Annotated in this window: 10 protein-coding genes; 6 read left to right on the top strand and 4 right to left on the bottom strand. The window is 43.4% G+C overall.

Going from position 1 to position 16106, the window contains the following annotated elements; translation table 11 throughout:
- Positions 1-24: 24 nt before the first annotated feature.
- Positions 25-4848, bottom strand: a complete 4824-nt coding sequence (locus ACMXYX_RS06435; protein WP_415906648.1) for an NAD-glutamate dehydrogenase — start codon at positions 4846-4848, stop codon at positions 25-27.
- A gap of 285 nt (positions 4849-5133) precedes the next feature.
- Here ACMXYX_RS06435 and ACMXYX_RS06430 point away from each other — a divergent pair, with 285 nt between their 5' ends.
- On the top strand, positions 5134-6780 hold the full coding sequence (locus ACMXYX_RS06430; RefSeq protein ID WP_415884173.1) for a BatD family protein: 1647 nt from the start codon (positions 5134-5136) through the stop codon (positions 6778-6780).
- Positions 6781-6810: 30 nt separating this feature from the next.
- Positions 6811-7665: an ion channel gene (locus tag ACMXYX_RS06425; RefSeq protein ID WP_415884172.1), complete on the top strand. Its 855-nt coding sequence runs from the start codon at positions 6811-6813 to the stop codon at positions 7663-7665.
- 67 nt (positions 7666-7732) lie between these two features.
- Here the strand turns inward: ACMXYX_RS06425 and ACMXYX_RS06420 are convergent, their stop codons facing one another.
- Both ACMXYX_RS06420 and aceE read right to left on the bottom strand, forming a co-directional pair.
- Positions 7733-9028 carry a 2-oxo acid dehydrogenase subunit E2 gene (locus ACMXYX_RS06420; RefSeq protein WP_415897964.1) on the bottom strand — a complete coding sequence of 432 codons (1296 nt, stop codon included), beginning with the start codon at positions 9026-9028 and terminating at the stop codon, positions 7733-7735.
- A 55-nt stretch (positions 9029-9083) separates the two neighbouring features.
- The gene (gene aceE / locus ACMXYX_RS06415) at positions 9084-11759 is read right to left on the bottom strand and encodes a pyruvate dehydrogenase (acetyl-transferring), homodimeric type (protein ID WP_415884170.1); all 2676 of its coding nucleotides are present in this window, start codon (positions 11757-11759) and stop codon (positions 9084-9086) included.
- A 481-nt stretch (positions 11760-12240) separates the two neighbouring features.
- On the opposite strand from aceE, the gene ACMXYX_RS06410 reads away from it, so the two are divergent.
- Positions 12241-12723, top strand: a complete 483-nt coding sequence (locus tag ACMXYX_RS06410) for an Lrp/AsnC family transcriptional regulator (RefSeq protein WP_415884169.1) — start codon at positions 12241-12243, stop codon at positions 12721-12723.
- A 12-nt stretch (positions 12724-12735) separates the two neighbouring features.
- Entirely contained in the window at positions 12736-13164 is a 429-nt protein-coding gene (locus ACMXYX_RS06405) for a GFA family protein (protein WP_415884168.1), read from the top strand.
- Between the two features lie 9 nt (positions 13165-13173).
- Here the strand turns inward: ACMXYX_RS06405 and ACMXYX_RS06400 are convergent, their stop codons facing one another.
- Positions 13174-14070, bottom strand: a complete 897-nt coding sequence (locus tag ACMXYX_RS06400) for a TIGR01777 family oxidoreductase (protein ID WP_415884167.1) — start codon at positions 14068-14070, stop codon at positions 13174-13176.
- Positions 14071-14222: 152 nt separating this feature from the next.
- Here ACMXYX_RS06400 and ACMXYX_RS06395 point away from each other — a divergent pair, with 152 nt between their 5' ends.
- Positions 14223-14846 carry a riboflavin synthase subunit alpha gene (locus ACMXYX_RS06395; protein ID WP_415884166.1) on the top strand — a complete coding sequence of 208 codons (624 nt, stop codon included), beginning with the start codon at positions 14223-14225 and terminating at the stop codon, positions 14844-14846.
- Positions 14847-14944: 98 nt separating this feature from the next.
- A complete protein-coding gene (locus tag ACMXYX_RS06390; protein ID WP_415906647.1) occupies positions 14945-16078 on the top strand; it encodes a DUF484 family protein in 1134 nt (377 codons plus the stop codon).
- Positions 16079-16106 lie beyond the last annotated feature (28 nt).

The following is a 16106-nucleotide window of genomic DNA, read 5'->3' as shown; positions in this document are numbered from 1 at the left end:
GAGGAATGACCCTCATATACACGTTCAGGTATTAAACTGGCTTGTTTTCGCCAAATCAAACAACTCTCTTAACGCGACAGTATACATTGCATACTCTTGTTTTTTAGCACTTTTAACTTCATTGAGAACATTTTGCCAACGATCAAGTAGCCATTCATTTTCAGTACACCACTTATCGATCACCTGTTCTACTGTAGACCCTTTGACCCGCCCTTTAATAGCTGTCGCCACCAAGGCACGCTGCTGCCAATCCAAATCATCCCTAAACGCTTCTCGCGCCAACGCCTGCCAGTAATTATCAACACTCAACTTGCTGAGCTTTCTAGACAACCAATCCAATTCCAAACGCTGCCCTAAACCGAAATAAACTTGAGCTACTTGATCTGGTGGCACGTCCGCTTCATCAGCAACCTCAATTACCCCTAAAGAGGCGTATAAACAACGTGCACCCGAGATGAATTTAGCCAACTTACTCGGCACACCTGCTTCCTGATAGCGACTGAGCGCACTCTCCCAACGTGTTAATGGCTCTCCTCTGAGTAATTTTTCCTGTTTAGGGACTATTTTTCCTAGCTGAGCTCTAAAACTATCAACCTCGTTCTCGCAATCTACTTCCGCACGGCGGTTACGAACAAACCAACGCGTAGCTCGACGCATCAGATGTTGTAGCTCGTGCATCATCTCTAATTGGATATCACTGCTAACTTTATGATCGAGCTTTTCAATCTGCTGCCAAAGATTCTCAATACCGAATACATCACGAGCGAGTACATAAGCTCTAGCGATTGCCGCCTCATCGGCCCCTGTTGAAATGCGTAAGCGGTCAACAAAGTTCACCCCCATCATATTAACCATGTGGTTTGCGATTTGAGTGCCGATGATTTCTCGGCTTAGACGGTGAGCTTTTAGTTGATCACCAAACTCAGAAACCAATCTCTCAGGAAAGGCGGTAAATAGCTCTTGTGATAGATACTCATCATCAGGAATAAACGATAGGCTCAACGATTCTTTCAGCTCAGCTTTACTGTATGAGATCAGAACCGATAGCTCTGGACGGCTTAACCCCTTTTTCGATGCCCGTCGTTCATTCAGGACCTCATCGGTAGGAAGGAACTCTAGCGCTCGATCGAGCTTACCTGCCGATTCCATGTTGGTGATGTAACGCTGATACTCTGCCATCCCTTCAAAAGATCGGGACTCAGCCATAGAGATCGCTTGAACTTGTCGATAATTATTTTTCAAGACCAAAGAAGCGACTTCATCAGTCATCTCTTCAAGCAATGCATTTCGCTGCTTCTCAGTCATGTCACCATTAGCAACAACTTGATTGAGAAGAATCTTGATATTGACCTCATGGTCAGAGCAGTCCACACCTGCAGCGTTATCGATAAAGTCGGTGTTCATCCGTCCACCAGCGAGTGCATATTCCATTCGCGCCAACTGACTCATCCCCAAGTTACCGCCCTCACCTACAACTTTACAGGACAGCTCTTGACCATCTATACGCAGAGCATCATTGGCTTTATCGCCAATATCCGCATCAGTCTCGGTACTTGCCTTAACATAAGTACCAATCCCGCCATTCCAAACCAGATCTACCGGCGCTTTTAGCAGTTTATTCAGAAGATCATTCGGGGTAACAGTCGCTACCTTTTCACCAATAAGCGCCTGTATTTGTGGAGACAGAGTGATCGATTTGGCAGAGCGCTCAAAAACACCACCGCCTTCTGAGATTAATTTCTTATCGTAATCGGTCCATGCCGAACGAGGCAGCTTAAATAAGCGGTCACGCTCTTTCCAACTTTTTGCAGCATCTGGATTTGGGTCGATAAAAATGTGTAGATGGTTAAACGCTGCTACCAGACGAATATGCTTCGACAGCAACATACCATTACCAAATACATCACCTGACATATCGCCTATGCCAATCACCGTAAAGTCATCTTTATCGGTGTTTACACCCATCTCACGGAAATGCCGCTCAACAGAGACCCACGCACCTCTTGCGGTGATCCCCATTTTCTTATGGTCGTAGCCCTGACTACCGCCTGAGGCAAACGCATCACCTAACCAAAAGCCATAAGATTGCGCCAATTCGTTAGCAATGTCTGAAAAAGTCGCCGTACCTTTGTCTGCAGCCACTACTAAATAAGTGTCATCTTCATCATGGCGAATCACATCAGCAGGTGGGCTCACCTCACCTTCAACGAGGTTATCTGTAATATCTAATAAGCCACTGATAAATGTTTTGTAGCAGTTGACCCCCTCTTCAAACCACTCTTCGCGACTCATGCCATCGTGTAATGATTTAGCGACAAAGCCACCTTTAGCCCCAACAGGAACAATTACCGCATTTTTAACCTGCTGCGCTTTAACTAAACCTAAAACTTCGGTTCGGTAATCTTCCATGCGGTCGGACCAACGCAAACCACCACGAGCCACCTTACCGCCACGAAGATGAACACCCTCAACCCTAGGCGAGTAGACAAAAATTTCATATTTAGGTCGTGGTAACGGCATATCTGGGATCTCATCAGGGGACAATTTAAAAGAGAAATAGCTTTTAAGATTTTGCCTATCTTTTTGATAGAAATTTGTTCGCAGCGTTGCCTTGATAAGTAATAAATACTGACGAATCACGCGATCATCATTCAAACTACTTACATCTTCTAACGCGTCGATAATAGTGGATTCAACCGCTTCTTGATCGGCCGTGTTACCCGGTTCAAACCGTGCTTTAAAGAACTGAACAATCTTGGCGGCTATATCGACGTATGAATTTAGCGTCGTACTAATCGCTTCTGGGCTGATTGGAAAGCTTATCTGTTTCATGTACGCAGCATAAGCACGAAGCATCGCCACCTCGCGCCAGCCAACCTTCCCCGCCAACACGAGACGGTTAAACTCATCATTCGCGGCTTCACTTTGCCAAATTTTTAGAAAGGCCTCTTCAAACACCTCTTTGAGTGTTGATAGCGATACAGAGCCTGCTCCTGTGTAGTGAAGATTAAAATCATGAATCCATACCAGATCACGCTTACTTTCTATTTTGTACGGGTGCTCGTCTATGACTCTTAAACCTAAATTTTCTAGCACAGGGATAACATCAGATAGAGGTAAAGATGCGCCTAGACTGAACAGTTTGAAGTTAAGGCAATTCTGTTCCTGCTCCAATGCTTGGTAAAAACTTAGCTGCAATGGCGCTTGATCGGATAGTTTTTCTATATGCTGTAGATCTACTACCGCTGTTCTAGCGGAAAAATCCGCGCTGTAACTCGCAGGAAAACCACTACCAAACTGGTTGTAAACTCGAATACCTGATTCCTCACCAAGTGTTTCAACCAAGACATCTCGCAGATCATCACACCAACTACGGGCCGCCAATCTCACCACCCGTTCTAATTTATCGGAATCAAAATCCTCGACAATGTTATCCCCACGAAGAATAAACTGCGTACGCGTCAGAATGGATTCAGAAAAATAAGTCGTAAAATCTGCATGGGTGCAGTTCAACTGCTCCATCAATAGCGACTGAATTTTGTGCCTAAAGTCAGTGCTATAAATATCCCTTGGTGAATAGACCAGACAGGAATAAAACTGACCAAAGTAATCACGGCGCACAAACAGCCGTATCTGACGTCTTTCATGAATTTGTAGCACGCCAATAACGGTCCGATAGAGGTCATCTACCGATACCTGAAATAGATCATCTCGAGGATGAATCTCTAAAATCTGTAGCAGCTCCTTCCAGTCATGGCCATGACGGTGCAAGCCAGACTTTTCCATAATCGCATCCACCTTCCGGCGTACAATTGGAATTTGGCGGGAGCTCTGAATATAAACGCTAGAGGTATATAAGCCTAAGAATCGGCATTCACCTACCACTTCACCCTTCTTATTGTATTGTTTGATACTGATGTAATCAGGGTAAGTAGGACGATGAACACTGGAGGCTCGATTGGATTTCGTAAAGGAGAGAATATCGGGTATTAGAACAAAGCCTTCGGCATCACGATCATTCTCATTAACTAAAGCAGAACGGCAATGTTCATCGCAGAATTTCAACAAACCGAGTTGACTACCCGGAATAGCTTCGAGGGTTTTCTTCCCTTTCTTCTCTACTAGTTGGTATTCGTCATAACCTAAGAAGGTAAAATGATCCTTTATCCACTTAATAAAGTCATGTACTTCCGACGTAATCTCAGCATCAAAGCCTTTGATCGCCTTTGAGAAAATGTCTGCTTGAGCATCGCATCGCTCAACCATAGGCTCAAAGTCTTCTACCACCATAGTTACGTCTTCAAGGACATTTCGTAGCGCTTGCTCCAAGTCTTGAAGATCTGCAGTATCCGAATGTCTATCAACCTCGATCGAAACTAATGATTCTCTTTGAGAATTTTTAGCTCGACTGTCCTTTTTGAGTAGAGAAGATAAGCCGCCTTTATCATCCCTTTTCAAAGTCACAACCGCATTATGTATGGCGTGAATGGTTAAATTACGTCGATTAAGCTCCATTCGCAGAGAATCAACTAGGAAGGGAATATCCTTCTGCAAGACTTCAATCACGGTATGAGTCGATTGCCAACCATGCAGCTCGTAATCGGGGTTAAATACCCTGACCTTCACCTGCCCGGCTTTACGCTCTTGAAGAAACTGCCAACAAGCGAGTGTCGAACCGTAGAGATCTTCTAACTTCCATTCGAGGAGATCAGCTAACGAAGCGGATGAGTAATATAGAGTTGCAAACTCCACCAAGGCTTCAGACCTTTCTTTCGGTAATCGATTTTCTAATTCTTGGCACAGTGTTTTTAACAGATTAGCTTTTTCATCCTGGCCTAGGTATTCCATCTGCAACCCTCAATTTTTCTCAAATAATCAAAAGTATAGACAAAATGTAGCCAACAGCCGTTTAAGTACAAAAACGTTTGATACAAACAAATTTTTAACGGTTTAGAGAACTAGAAATCACACAGAAACGAAACATGCGAGAGCAAAAATAATCAAACAATTATTAAACCGGAATACGTTGATTCACCCTGCAGGATTACTCATAATAAAATGAAAATCATAATTATGACTTACAGTCCTAACCCAATGTAAGCTATAGCCAGCGATGATAGCGCGAGGATTCCATTGCGATTTATTTCTTCTCACTTTTTCTTTCTACTGGCTTTCACTGCTTTTCAAGCTCAAGCTAAAGTATCTTCTTCTCTCGATACAAACACCCTCTATTTAGGTCAAAAAATCACGCTGACCTTAGAAACTGATCAGCAAGATGTCACTCGGCCAAACCTAAGCCAATTACAAAAAGACTTTAATATTGTTGGCACACGCAAAGTCACTGTCTCGAGCCATACCACAGGATCGGTAACGACAAAAACACGTTGGGTGCTACAACTAAAACCTCGAAGGGACGGCGAGCAAGTTATTCCTTCTATCTTTGTAGGACAGCAAGCCAGTCAAGAACTTCCAATCTCAGTGCTACCCGCTAATGATAATCCTGAACTTGCAGAAGGCACTGGCAGAGCGATCTTTCTAGAATCCAGCCTTGATAAAGATGAACTCTACGTAAATGGGCAAGCGATTTTACGCTCGAAGGTTTTCCATCTTGCTCCATTACCTTTGGATGCAAATTTAACAGCGCCAGAATCACCTGATGCGATCATCAAGCCGTTAGAAGAGCAAAAGCAATATACCAGTATGGTGCGTGGTCAGAACTATAATGTTACCGAAACAAGCTATACGCTGTTCCCACTTCAGGAAGGCGAAGTAGAGATTAGCCCAGTGTTTTTCTCAACCACTCTATCGAACAACACAGTGGTCGAACTGAATAGTGAACCTCTATTGCTTTCGGTATTACCTCCCGCTAATCAGAACACACGCAAGTTATGGCTTCCAGCCACATCGATCTATATCGAAGACAACTTGGAAGAACTCAATCAGGTTAGTCAATCTGACAAGCTTACAAGGATAATCAAACTAGAAGCTGAAGGATTACCCTCTTCTTCTCTACCCTCAATGGCATCATTACAAAACCCTGATGCCACCATCACCCTACTCAATGTCGTTTTAGAAGAACGCATGACCGAGCAAGGTGTTATCAGCCAACGAGTGGAAGAACTAGAAATTACACCTAGCAATAGCAAAGAGATCATCTTGCCTTCAATCGACATTCCTTGGTGGAATACAACAGCCGACAAAGGCCAAACAGCCTCTATCACTCAGAGGAAAATTGAAGTTACACCTGCGGTTATCCCTACCAACAGCTCTGAATCAGATAAAGAGGGGTCCTCTGGTTCGATCACTTTTTTAGTTTGGATTCTAACAGGGATCAGTATTGCAGCGACTCTGGCCTTTATCTATACGTTTAACCATCTGCGTAATATTAAAAAGCAATCTAAAGAAGAACCTGATCATTCGTTCTTTGAAGAGGAACAAAAGCGGGTTGCGTTTGAGATAACAGAGAAAAACACTTTTCAGGCTTTCTCAATCGCCTGTAACCAAAACAATCCCAATGTTGCTCAATTGCGTTTAGTTGAGTGGGCTCAAAGCTTTTGGGCTTCACCTGAAATACAGTCGCTAGAATCCGTGTGCGAATACGCGAATAACCAAACGATAAATCTGTTGGTAATGGATCTACAGCAACATCTATACGGCCAGCAAGACGAGTATTGGCAAGGAGACCTCATATTAGACGCCATGTCGAAAGTGAGGGCTCGACAGCTTCGTCAACGCTTGGATCTGAAAGACGGACAACAACGTTTGGACTACAACCATTAACAATACAGACCCAGTAAAGTGGAGCGCTAAATGGAATACACTCGACATACGGCACTAATGCGTATGGTTGGCCTAGGCGGGGTCGCTTCAGAAGAAAACGAACGCGCCAAACGCTGGGGGCGCCGATTTGAAGGGCCAATGGTGCTGGCTGCGATATGGATTCTTATAGACTGGTATCTGCAATCTAAAGGTGTCTCTAACGCTTACACCTCTTTTGCTTCCGACTGGCTGATTTGGCTACTATTTATGTCAGAGCTGTTTGTGATGCTATGGCTGGTTAATGATCGCATTAAATACCTCAAGCACAATTGGATGAGTCCACTCATCGTACTTGGTGGTCTACCGGTTATATGGGGTGTTGATACCTTCTATGCAGGGATAATCCGAACCCTTAGGCTTGCTCTAACCATCGGAATCTTCCTGCGTGTTTCTAAAGATACCCGTGATCTCTTGTCTCGGCATAACTTAGGTATCACACTCTTTATCTGCTTTATCATCTTGGTGATTTCCGGACTGCTAATTTCAGGTATCGATCCTGCCTTTGAAACACCTATGGATGGTTTATGGTGGGCCTGGGTTACCGTTACTACTGTAGGTTATGGCGATCTTGTACCCGCGACAACTGAAGGCAGAATATTTGGCTCGCTTCTCATCCTAATGGGATTAGCCATGTTCTCCATGTTAACCGCTAGTTTCTCCGTGTTCTTTATCGAACAGGATGAAAGAGAGCTAACTCAAAAAGAAGAACGCAATATTGAACGTATCGAAGGTTTAGAAAGAAAACTAGAAAAGATTGAAAACCAGCTAGACCAAACTCTAGAGGCGTTAAATAAACTCACCGAACAACACAGCCAATCATCTGATGACAAAAAACCTAACTCCTAAAATTCCATTCAGAAGTTAGGTTTTGTCTAAGTGTCTTACGACAGAACTGCTCGATTAAATCACTTTCTTAAAGCAACAGCTGTCTAATATCGGTTATAGCGCTATTGATATAGGCCATAAAGCGACCTGCATCACCACCATTAATTACCCGATGATCAAAGGACAAGCTCAGTGGTAACTGCTTTCTCGGCTGAAACTCACGTCCATCCCAAACAGACTTTATACTTGCCTTAGCAACACCCAAAATCGCGACTTCTGGGGCATTAACAATCGGTGTAAAGCCTGTGCCGCCTGTAGGCCCTAAACTCGATATAGTGAAACAACCGCCCTGCATATCCGCTGGCTTTAGTTGCCTTTCACGCGCTTTACCAGCCAAGTCATTTATCTCAATAGACAGCTCAGAGATACTTTTGCTATCTGCCCCTTTTATCACTGGTACGACCAATCCCGCAGGAGTGTCTACAGCAACGCCTATATTGACGTAATTTTTATAGATAATCTGCTTACCATCAGAGCTTAACGAACTGTTAAACAATGGGTACTTACGTAAGGTTTGAGCAATAACCTTCACAATAAAGGGCAGTATGGTTGGCGCTTTTTCTAAGTTCAGAAACTCAGGCTTAAGCCCTTTTCGAAAAGACTCTAGCTCTGTGATATCAGCTTCATCAAATAGAGTGGCATGGGGAATATTCAACCAACATCGCGTCATATGCTCTGAAGTCGCACGCGCAATATTAGACATATCCTTAAAATCAACGGCACCAAAGCGACTAAAATCCTGTTCAGGTATCTGAGGAATACCTGAAGATTGCGGCATTGCCGTTTTCTGAACTCGTTCTAGTTTAACGAATGCCTTAATGTCTTCTTTTAGAATTCGGCCTCGAGGGCCTGTTCCCGAGATATCCTCGAGATTTACGCCAAGCTCTCTAGCCAATTTGCGAGCTGCAGGCCCTGAATACACCTGACTGGATACTGCACTCTTTGCACATTGCTCGCTTTTAACAGGTCCTTCAGAACTTCTATTGTCGCTGCTTATTTCAATGCCCCCTGCATCATGCTTTAGTGCCTCAGTTTCAGTCTCTTCTTTAACTTCTCTAGCAATCTCTTGATAATCATTTTTACCCACTACTCCTTGTTCCAGCACTGCACAAAGTAAAGTTCCACTTTCAACCGTCGAACCCACGTCAAGGAGCCATTCCTCCAATATACCCTCAACAGTAGAGGGCACTTCCATAGACGCTTTATCTGATTCAATCACTAGCAGTGATTGACCAATTTTGATCTCTGCACCTAAATCCGCGCACAACTCAACTACTTCGCCAGATCCATCAATATCTGGCATAGATACAACTTCTGAACCCATCTTTATTACCGCTTGTTAGTCTCTACAAATGAGAGACGTTTTATTTCTTAGAAAATTAAAAATAAGCAGGGTCTGCTTTTTCATAAGGAATTTTGAGCTTATCTCTTGCGCTATTTAGCGTTTCACGGCTAAGCACCTCTTTGCTATAGAGGCGAGATAAGGCTGCCCAAGCGATAAAACGGGCATCAACTTCAAAATGATCTCTGAGGGTTGGACGGCTTTCACTTAATCCGAAACCATCCGTGCCCAATACAACGGGATCTTCTGGGAACCATCGAGCAATGCCGTTGGGTAAAGATTTCACAAAATCACTGACAGCTACAAAAACACCCTGTTCGTGTTTCAGAGCAATTTGAAGATAGCTCTCAGCATTAGCATCGGGGTTCAGTAAATTCTCCCGCTCGACAGCCAATGCATCTCTGACCAACTGGTTATAGCTGGTCACACTCCAAATATCGGTACTACAACCAAACTCTTCTAAGATCTCAGCGGCTTTTAAAACCTCCTGCATTAAACTTCCACTACCAAACAGATGCACTTTATGCCCAGAGTTTTCATTCTTAACGTAGCGATACATCCCTTTTAGAATCTCCTTTTCACACCCCTCAGGCATAACTGGCATTAAGTAGTTTTCGTTGTACAAGGTGATGTAATAAAAAATATTTTCATTATTGATATACATCCGCTCGATACCATCTTTGATTATCACCGCTAACTCGTAGGCAAACGCGGGATCGTAGCTGAGCATATTAGGTACTGTTGCAGCGACAGCTTGGGAGTGACCATCTTGATGCTGAAGACCTTCACCATTTAGGGTTGTTCTACCTGCCGTGCCACCTAAAAGGAAGCCTTTCGCCATACTATCAGCACAAGCCCAAATCATGTCTCCAACACGTTGGAAACCGAAGATCGAATAAAAGATATAAAACGGGATGGTTGGCACCCCGTAGTTTGCATAGGAGGTTCCTGCCGCTAAGAAAGACGCCATCGCACCTGTCTCACAGATCCCCTCTTGCAACAGCTGACCATCTTTAGCTTCTTTATATGGAAGCAAACTACTTGAATCCACTGGGTTATATTTCTGACCTTCAGAAGAATAGATACCAAACTGTTTGAAAAGAGACTCCATACCAAAGGTACGTGCTTCATCCGGCACGATAGGCACAATGTATTTACCTATCTCTGGATCTTTTAATAGATGAGACAACATACGAACAAAAGCCATGGTTGTGGATTGCTCGCGTTTCGTACCAGATATCGCCTCTTTAAACAGGGCTAAAGGAGGAAGCGCTAGTTTTTCGAAGTTCGCATTTCTGGACGGTAGATATCCACCTAACATTTGTCTCTGTTTGTGAAGATACTGAATTTCTTGGCTGTCTGGGCTTGGCTTATACAAGCTTGCCGCAGCCAACTCTTCATCACTCAATGGAATTTCAAAACGACGACCAATCTCAATTCGCTCTTCGGCCGTTAACTGCTTTTTCTGATGACTTGTATTTTGCCCTTCAGCACTCGCCCCCATACCATCGCCTTTAACAGTTTTCATTAGAATAACCGTTGGCTTACCTGTATTTTCCATGGCTTTATCAAACGCACTAAAGATCTTCTGTCGATCTTGGCCGCCACGTTTTATACAACGAATCTGCTCGTCGCTCAGCGTCTTCATCAACTCCTCTAAACGAGGATCATTTTGCGTCCAGTGATCGCGCACACTCTGGCCATCGGAAACTGTGTAATATTGGTAATCGCCATCCACAGCTTGATCCATTCGATCTTGCAGAATACCTTCACGGTCTCGTAAGAACAGTTCATCCCATTCACTGCCCCAGATCACTTTGATAACATTCCAACCAGCACCACGATAGCTTCGTTCTAGCTCCTGAATAATTTTGCCATTGCCTCGCACAGGGCCATCCAAGCGCTGCAGATTACAATTGATCACCATCACCAAGTTATCTAAGTTATCTCGGCTGGCCATGTTGATTGTCCCTAACACTTCGGGCTCATCCGATTCACCATCACCAATGAAGCACCAGATTTTTCCACCGTTTGGCTCTTTCAAACCACGATTTTCTAAATACCTCATAAATCGTGCTTGGTAGATTGCCGAAGGCGTAGAAAGCCCCATCGATGCGGTCGGTCCCTGCCAAAAATCAGGCATACGTCTCGGATGAGGATAAGAGCTTAATCCTCCCCCTTGTTGAAGTTCTCGACGGAAATTAGCCATCTGCTCGTCAGTTAGGCGGCCTTCAAGGTACGCTCTCGCATATATACCTGGAGCAGCATGCGCTTGGACTAATAGCTGATCACCACCATACTTATCTGTGTGCTGTTTAAAAAAGTGGTTTAAACCCACTTCCAACATAGTGGCTGCGGATTGATAGGTCGCAATATGCCCACCAACACCTGTACCTTGATCATTCGCCTTAACCACCATCGCGAGAGCATTCCAACGAATAATGTTTTCAAGCTTCTGTTCTAACTCTCTATTTCCGGGGTAGCTGCGTTGCTCATTAACAGGAATCGTATTCCGATAAGGTGTATTCAACGTGGCTTCCGTTGTGTGAACACCCTGTTTAAACAACGAATTTTGTAAGAGACGAATGATGTCACGGCCACGCTGCGAACCTTGTTCTGCCATCACATCGTCAAGCGCATCAATCCACTCTCTGTTTTCTTGATTTCGCTCATCTTCACCTAAGGCTTCAATAGCTTTATTTAAATTGTTCATAGGAATTTCCAAGGACTAAGAATCTATAAAAAGGGGATTCTTATGGAATCCCAAACGTCCCGGATTAGGACAAGCTGCATCAATCTTGTGAATTGAACTCTGGCTCAGGGGATGAATTGCCCAAGCAAGTTTGGTGTAAATAAATTAGCAGCAAGCCCTTAGTGAAAGTTCTCAAAAAAATCACAATTCAACTCATTTTCTAGAGAAAAAAGCCAATAAAAGAGAATAAATTGGCACAAATAGCCAACAACGAACTTAATATATTAGTTAAGCGCTTTTTATACCGATAAAGGATGCAAACAAACCATGTGCAGGAGTCTGCATCTTAAAGAGCGAACATTTGCGTTTAAGAATCATCGCTAGAAAGGCTTAATCAGAATCGTTAGGATAGTTAAAATACCTCTGATCATTGCTATTTAAATGCGAAATTCATTCAATCATTAGCAAGCATCACTAGTTTCTAAAATAGCCGTAGGAAATTATGCCAAGCAAAAAACTAGACCGAATCGACCAGCAAATTTTGGAAGAGATTCAAAAGAATGGAGATATCAGCAATTTAGAACTAGCTGAAAAGGTCAACCTATCCCCTTCACCTTGTGCACGCAGAGTTAAACAACTAGAAGACGCCGGTATTATTGAAAAACAAGTGACGTTGCTGAATAAGAATGCTGTGGGGCTGCCTATGAGCGTTTACATTCATGTGTGTCTAGATAAACAAAAGCCCGAAATTTTAGACAATTTCGAGCGTATTATTGCCAGCTATGAAGAAGTCGTCGAGTGCGCATTGATTACAGGTAGCGCAGCTGACTACATCTTAAAAGTACTTATGCCAGATATGTCCTATTATGAGAAATTCCTTCTGAAAGAGCTTAATCAGATAGAAGGGGTAAGCAGTATTAGAACTAGCTTTGTTATGCGCCAAATAGTAAGCCGTACAGAACTTCCGTTATCCCACATTAGCTGAGGTTATCAATTCATGTCGACGAATCCAGATACAACAAAACTCACTGGTCAGTGTTTATGCGGCGGTATCAAGTATGTGGTCACTGGCTTACAACCTAAGATGGCGCATTGCCATTGCAGTATGTGTCGTAAATTCCATGGCGCGGCATTCGGTACTTATGGAGTCGCTAAGGTAGAGAACTTTAAGTGGCTACAAGGTGAAAAGTTACTTAAAACTTATACGTCACCTAATGGCACCAAACGACAGTTCTGTTCCGAATGCGGTTCTAGCTTAACCTTTGCACCTATTAATAACCCTGGCACCCATGTTGAATTTACTTTAGGCACATTAGATAGCGAAATTACCGTTAAACCAGATAGTCATATCTATTGCAGCTATAAAGCTGATTGGTACGAAATTTCAGATGATTTACCACAATTCCCCGAAGGCAGAGAAAGCTAGAAGCACTCGTTAGAAGTTTACGGCTGAATACATCGCTCCAGAAAGCTCTGGATAGTGAAACTTATAGCCTATCTCTTCTAGCTTTTCGGGGTAAACGCGTTGCCCTTCCACCAACAACTCCGCGCCCTCACCCAACATCAGGTTGATAACAATGCCTGGCATTGGCATAAATGCTGGTCGACCTAAGGTCTTTCCTAAGGTTTTGGAAAACTCCGCATTCGTTGCAGCGTTTGGTGAGGTTAAGTTAAATGGGCCTGATAGTTGATCGTGGGTTAATAGCATAGAGATTATTTCAATCTCATCATCAATATGTATCCATGACATCCATTGTTTGCCACTGGCAATCGGCCCACCTAGTCCGAGTTTAAATGGCAGTAACATCTTGCTTAATGCACCACCGTCACCCAGTACCACCCCTGTTCGGATGAGGCATACTCTGACTCCAAAGGCTTCTGCCTTTAACGCTTCTGCTTCCCAATCGGCACAAAGTGTATGCGTAAATCCTCTATTTGGCAGGCTTTCTTCGCCAAGTTTTTTATCGTCGTCATGACAACCGTAATAGCCTATTGCTGAACCACTAATGAGGACCTTCGGTTTTACGGTTTGTGCTTCGATCCACCCAACGAGCTCATGGGTTAGATCGATACGACTCGCTCGCAGAAGCTGTTTACGATCCTCGGTCCACTTCTGATCGGCAATCGGCTCACCAGCTAAATTGATAACAGCATCTACCGCTAATTCATCCTGTGGAGGTAGATCACGAATCGCCTCAACTCTTCCTTGAAACAATTCCGCAACTTTAGAAGGGTTCCGGCTCCAGCATACCACCTCGTCTCCTTCAGCTAATCGAGCTTCGATAAAGTGTTTACCGATAAAACCTGTTCCACCTGTCACTAAAATTTTCATACCTTTTTCCTTAAGGATTAAACCCATCATATAGCTGTTATTCGGTGCTTATAACAATTACAGCGAAAAGTAATTTAGTCGCTGCAGCAGAACTCTATTGTTGTTACGATGCATTGCAGTATTTAGATTAGCAAATTTATAAGAGTGCACCGATGTTTACTGGAATTGTTCAAGGTAAAGCGACAATCAAAGCTGTTGAAACTAAAGCCGATTTTATGCGGCTGCAAGTAGAGCTTCCTTTAGAGCATTGTGACAATTTGCAAATTGGCGCCAGCATCGCTTTAAACGGCACCTGCCTAACCGTTGTCGAATTTGAGAATAACTTAATCAGCTTCGACCTGATTATGGAAACACTTAAATTAACCAATCTAGGCGACCTCGCGCCAGGTGATCAGGTTAACTTTGAACGTGCCGCTAAATTTGGTGATGAAATCGGTGGCCACCTACTTTCAGGTCACATCCACCAGCAAGTAAAAATTGCCAAAATCGAAAAGCCTGAAAACAACTGGATTGTATGGTTTGAAGCGGCCCCAGAATTTCAACGCTATATATTTGCCAAAGGTTTTATCGGACTTAACGGCTGCAGCCTAACCATTGGTGAAAAACAGGATAATCTGTTCAACGTTTACCTCATCCCAGAAACCTTAGCGGTTACAACCTTTGGAGACTTAGGCGAAGGCAGCAGGGTTAATATGGAAATTGATGCCCATACGCAAGCGGTGGTGGAAACAGTAGAACAATATATGAACAGCCATAACTTATTAAAAACTAAATAAAATTGTCATTAATATTTCTCAACAAAAATGTTAAAAAAAACTTTATAGTTTAAGTTAAGTGCCGATAACCCTTTAACGGATCCTATTAAAGGCGAACTATGAGTTTAAACGAGCTAGAAAAGGAAAATCAGGAGCTCAAGCGCACCCTTCGCTTAATCTTAAGCAAGGCTGAGCGCAATGAGAGTGTCCTGAATAGCTTTTTTGATGTGGAGATTCGCCTTCTCTCATGCGCTCGTTTATCTGAGTTACTCGATTTAATGCTGATTGAGTTTAAAGACCTCTTTAAACTGAGCAATGTAAATCTCATCCTATTCGATCCGGAACATGCTGCACGCACTCTGCTAGACGATTATGTACCGCCACCTCCAGGCAATACGTTACGGTTTGTACAAAGCCAACGCTTACTAAAATCGTTATACCCTAATCAAAAACTCATTGTGGGTGCGCCAAGCGAAGCTGTGCGCAGAGAAGCCTTCCCTGTAGCAGATAACCCGATTGAGTCCTGCGCACTGTTGCCACTGATTCGCCAAAACTGCCTTATCGGCAGCCTGCATTTAGGTAGCGCAGATGCGAGTCGATATACCCAACATGTTCGCTACGACTATATTCAGCACTTAGCTTCTGTGATTTCTGTTTGTATCGAAAACTGCATTAACCAAGAAAATCTACATCGATTAAGCAGCATCGATATGCTGACGAAAGTGCATAATCGTCGTTCGTTTGATCAGGAGATAGTTCGAGAGCTGTCCCGTGCAAGCCGTGCTAATCACTCTTTAGCCTGCCTGTTTATGGATCTAGACCATTTTAAAGTAGTTAACGACACCTACGGCCATCAAACCGGTGACAGAGTTTTAAGAACGGTAGGTTTATTCTTAGGTAAACAACTGCGCAAAACTGATATTATTGCGCGCTATGGCGGCGAAGAGTTCGCGGTACTACTGCCAAATTGTGATAAAGCGCGGGCGATGGAAATAGCAGACACATTGAGACAGAAACTTTCTCGTCTTATTTTCCGCGATGAGAATGCCAAGCCATTTAGGATGACGACATCTGTCGGCGTATCTCTGTGTACACCAGCTAACTATCCTAAAGAAAGCCTTAACAATATTGCCTATCAACTGATCCAGTCAGCGGATAAGGCAGTCTATGAATCCAAACATAACGGTCGTGACCAAGTCTCTTTTACTCAGTTTCAAGAGCCTCAAATCGATCTAAGCCAAATGCTTAACTAATTCTACTTAGTATCTCAGTAATCAGAGA

This window comes from Neptuniibacter sp. QD72_48, assembly GCF_047778065.1.
Lineage (GTDB): Bacteria > Pseudomonadota > Gammaproteobacteria > Pseudomonadales > Balneatricaceae > Neptuniibacter.
The sequence above is the reverse complement of the archived record's forward strand: the minus strand, read 5'-3'. Positions and strand labels throughout refer to the sequence as shown.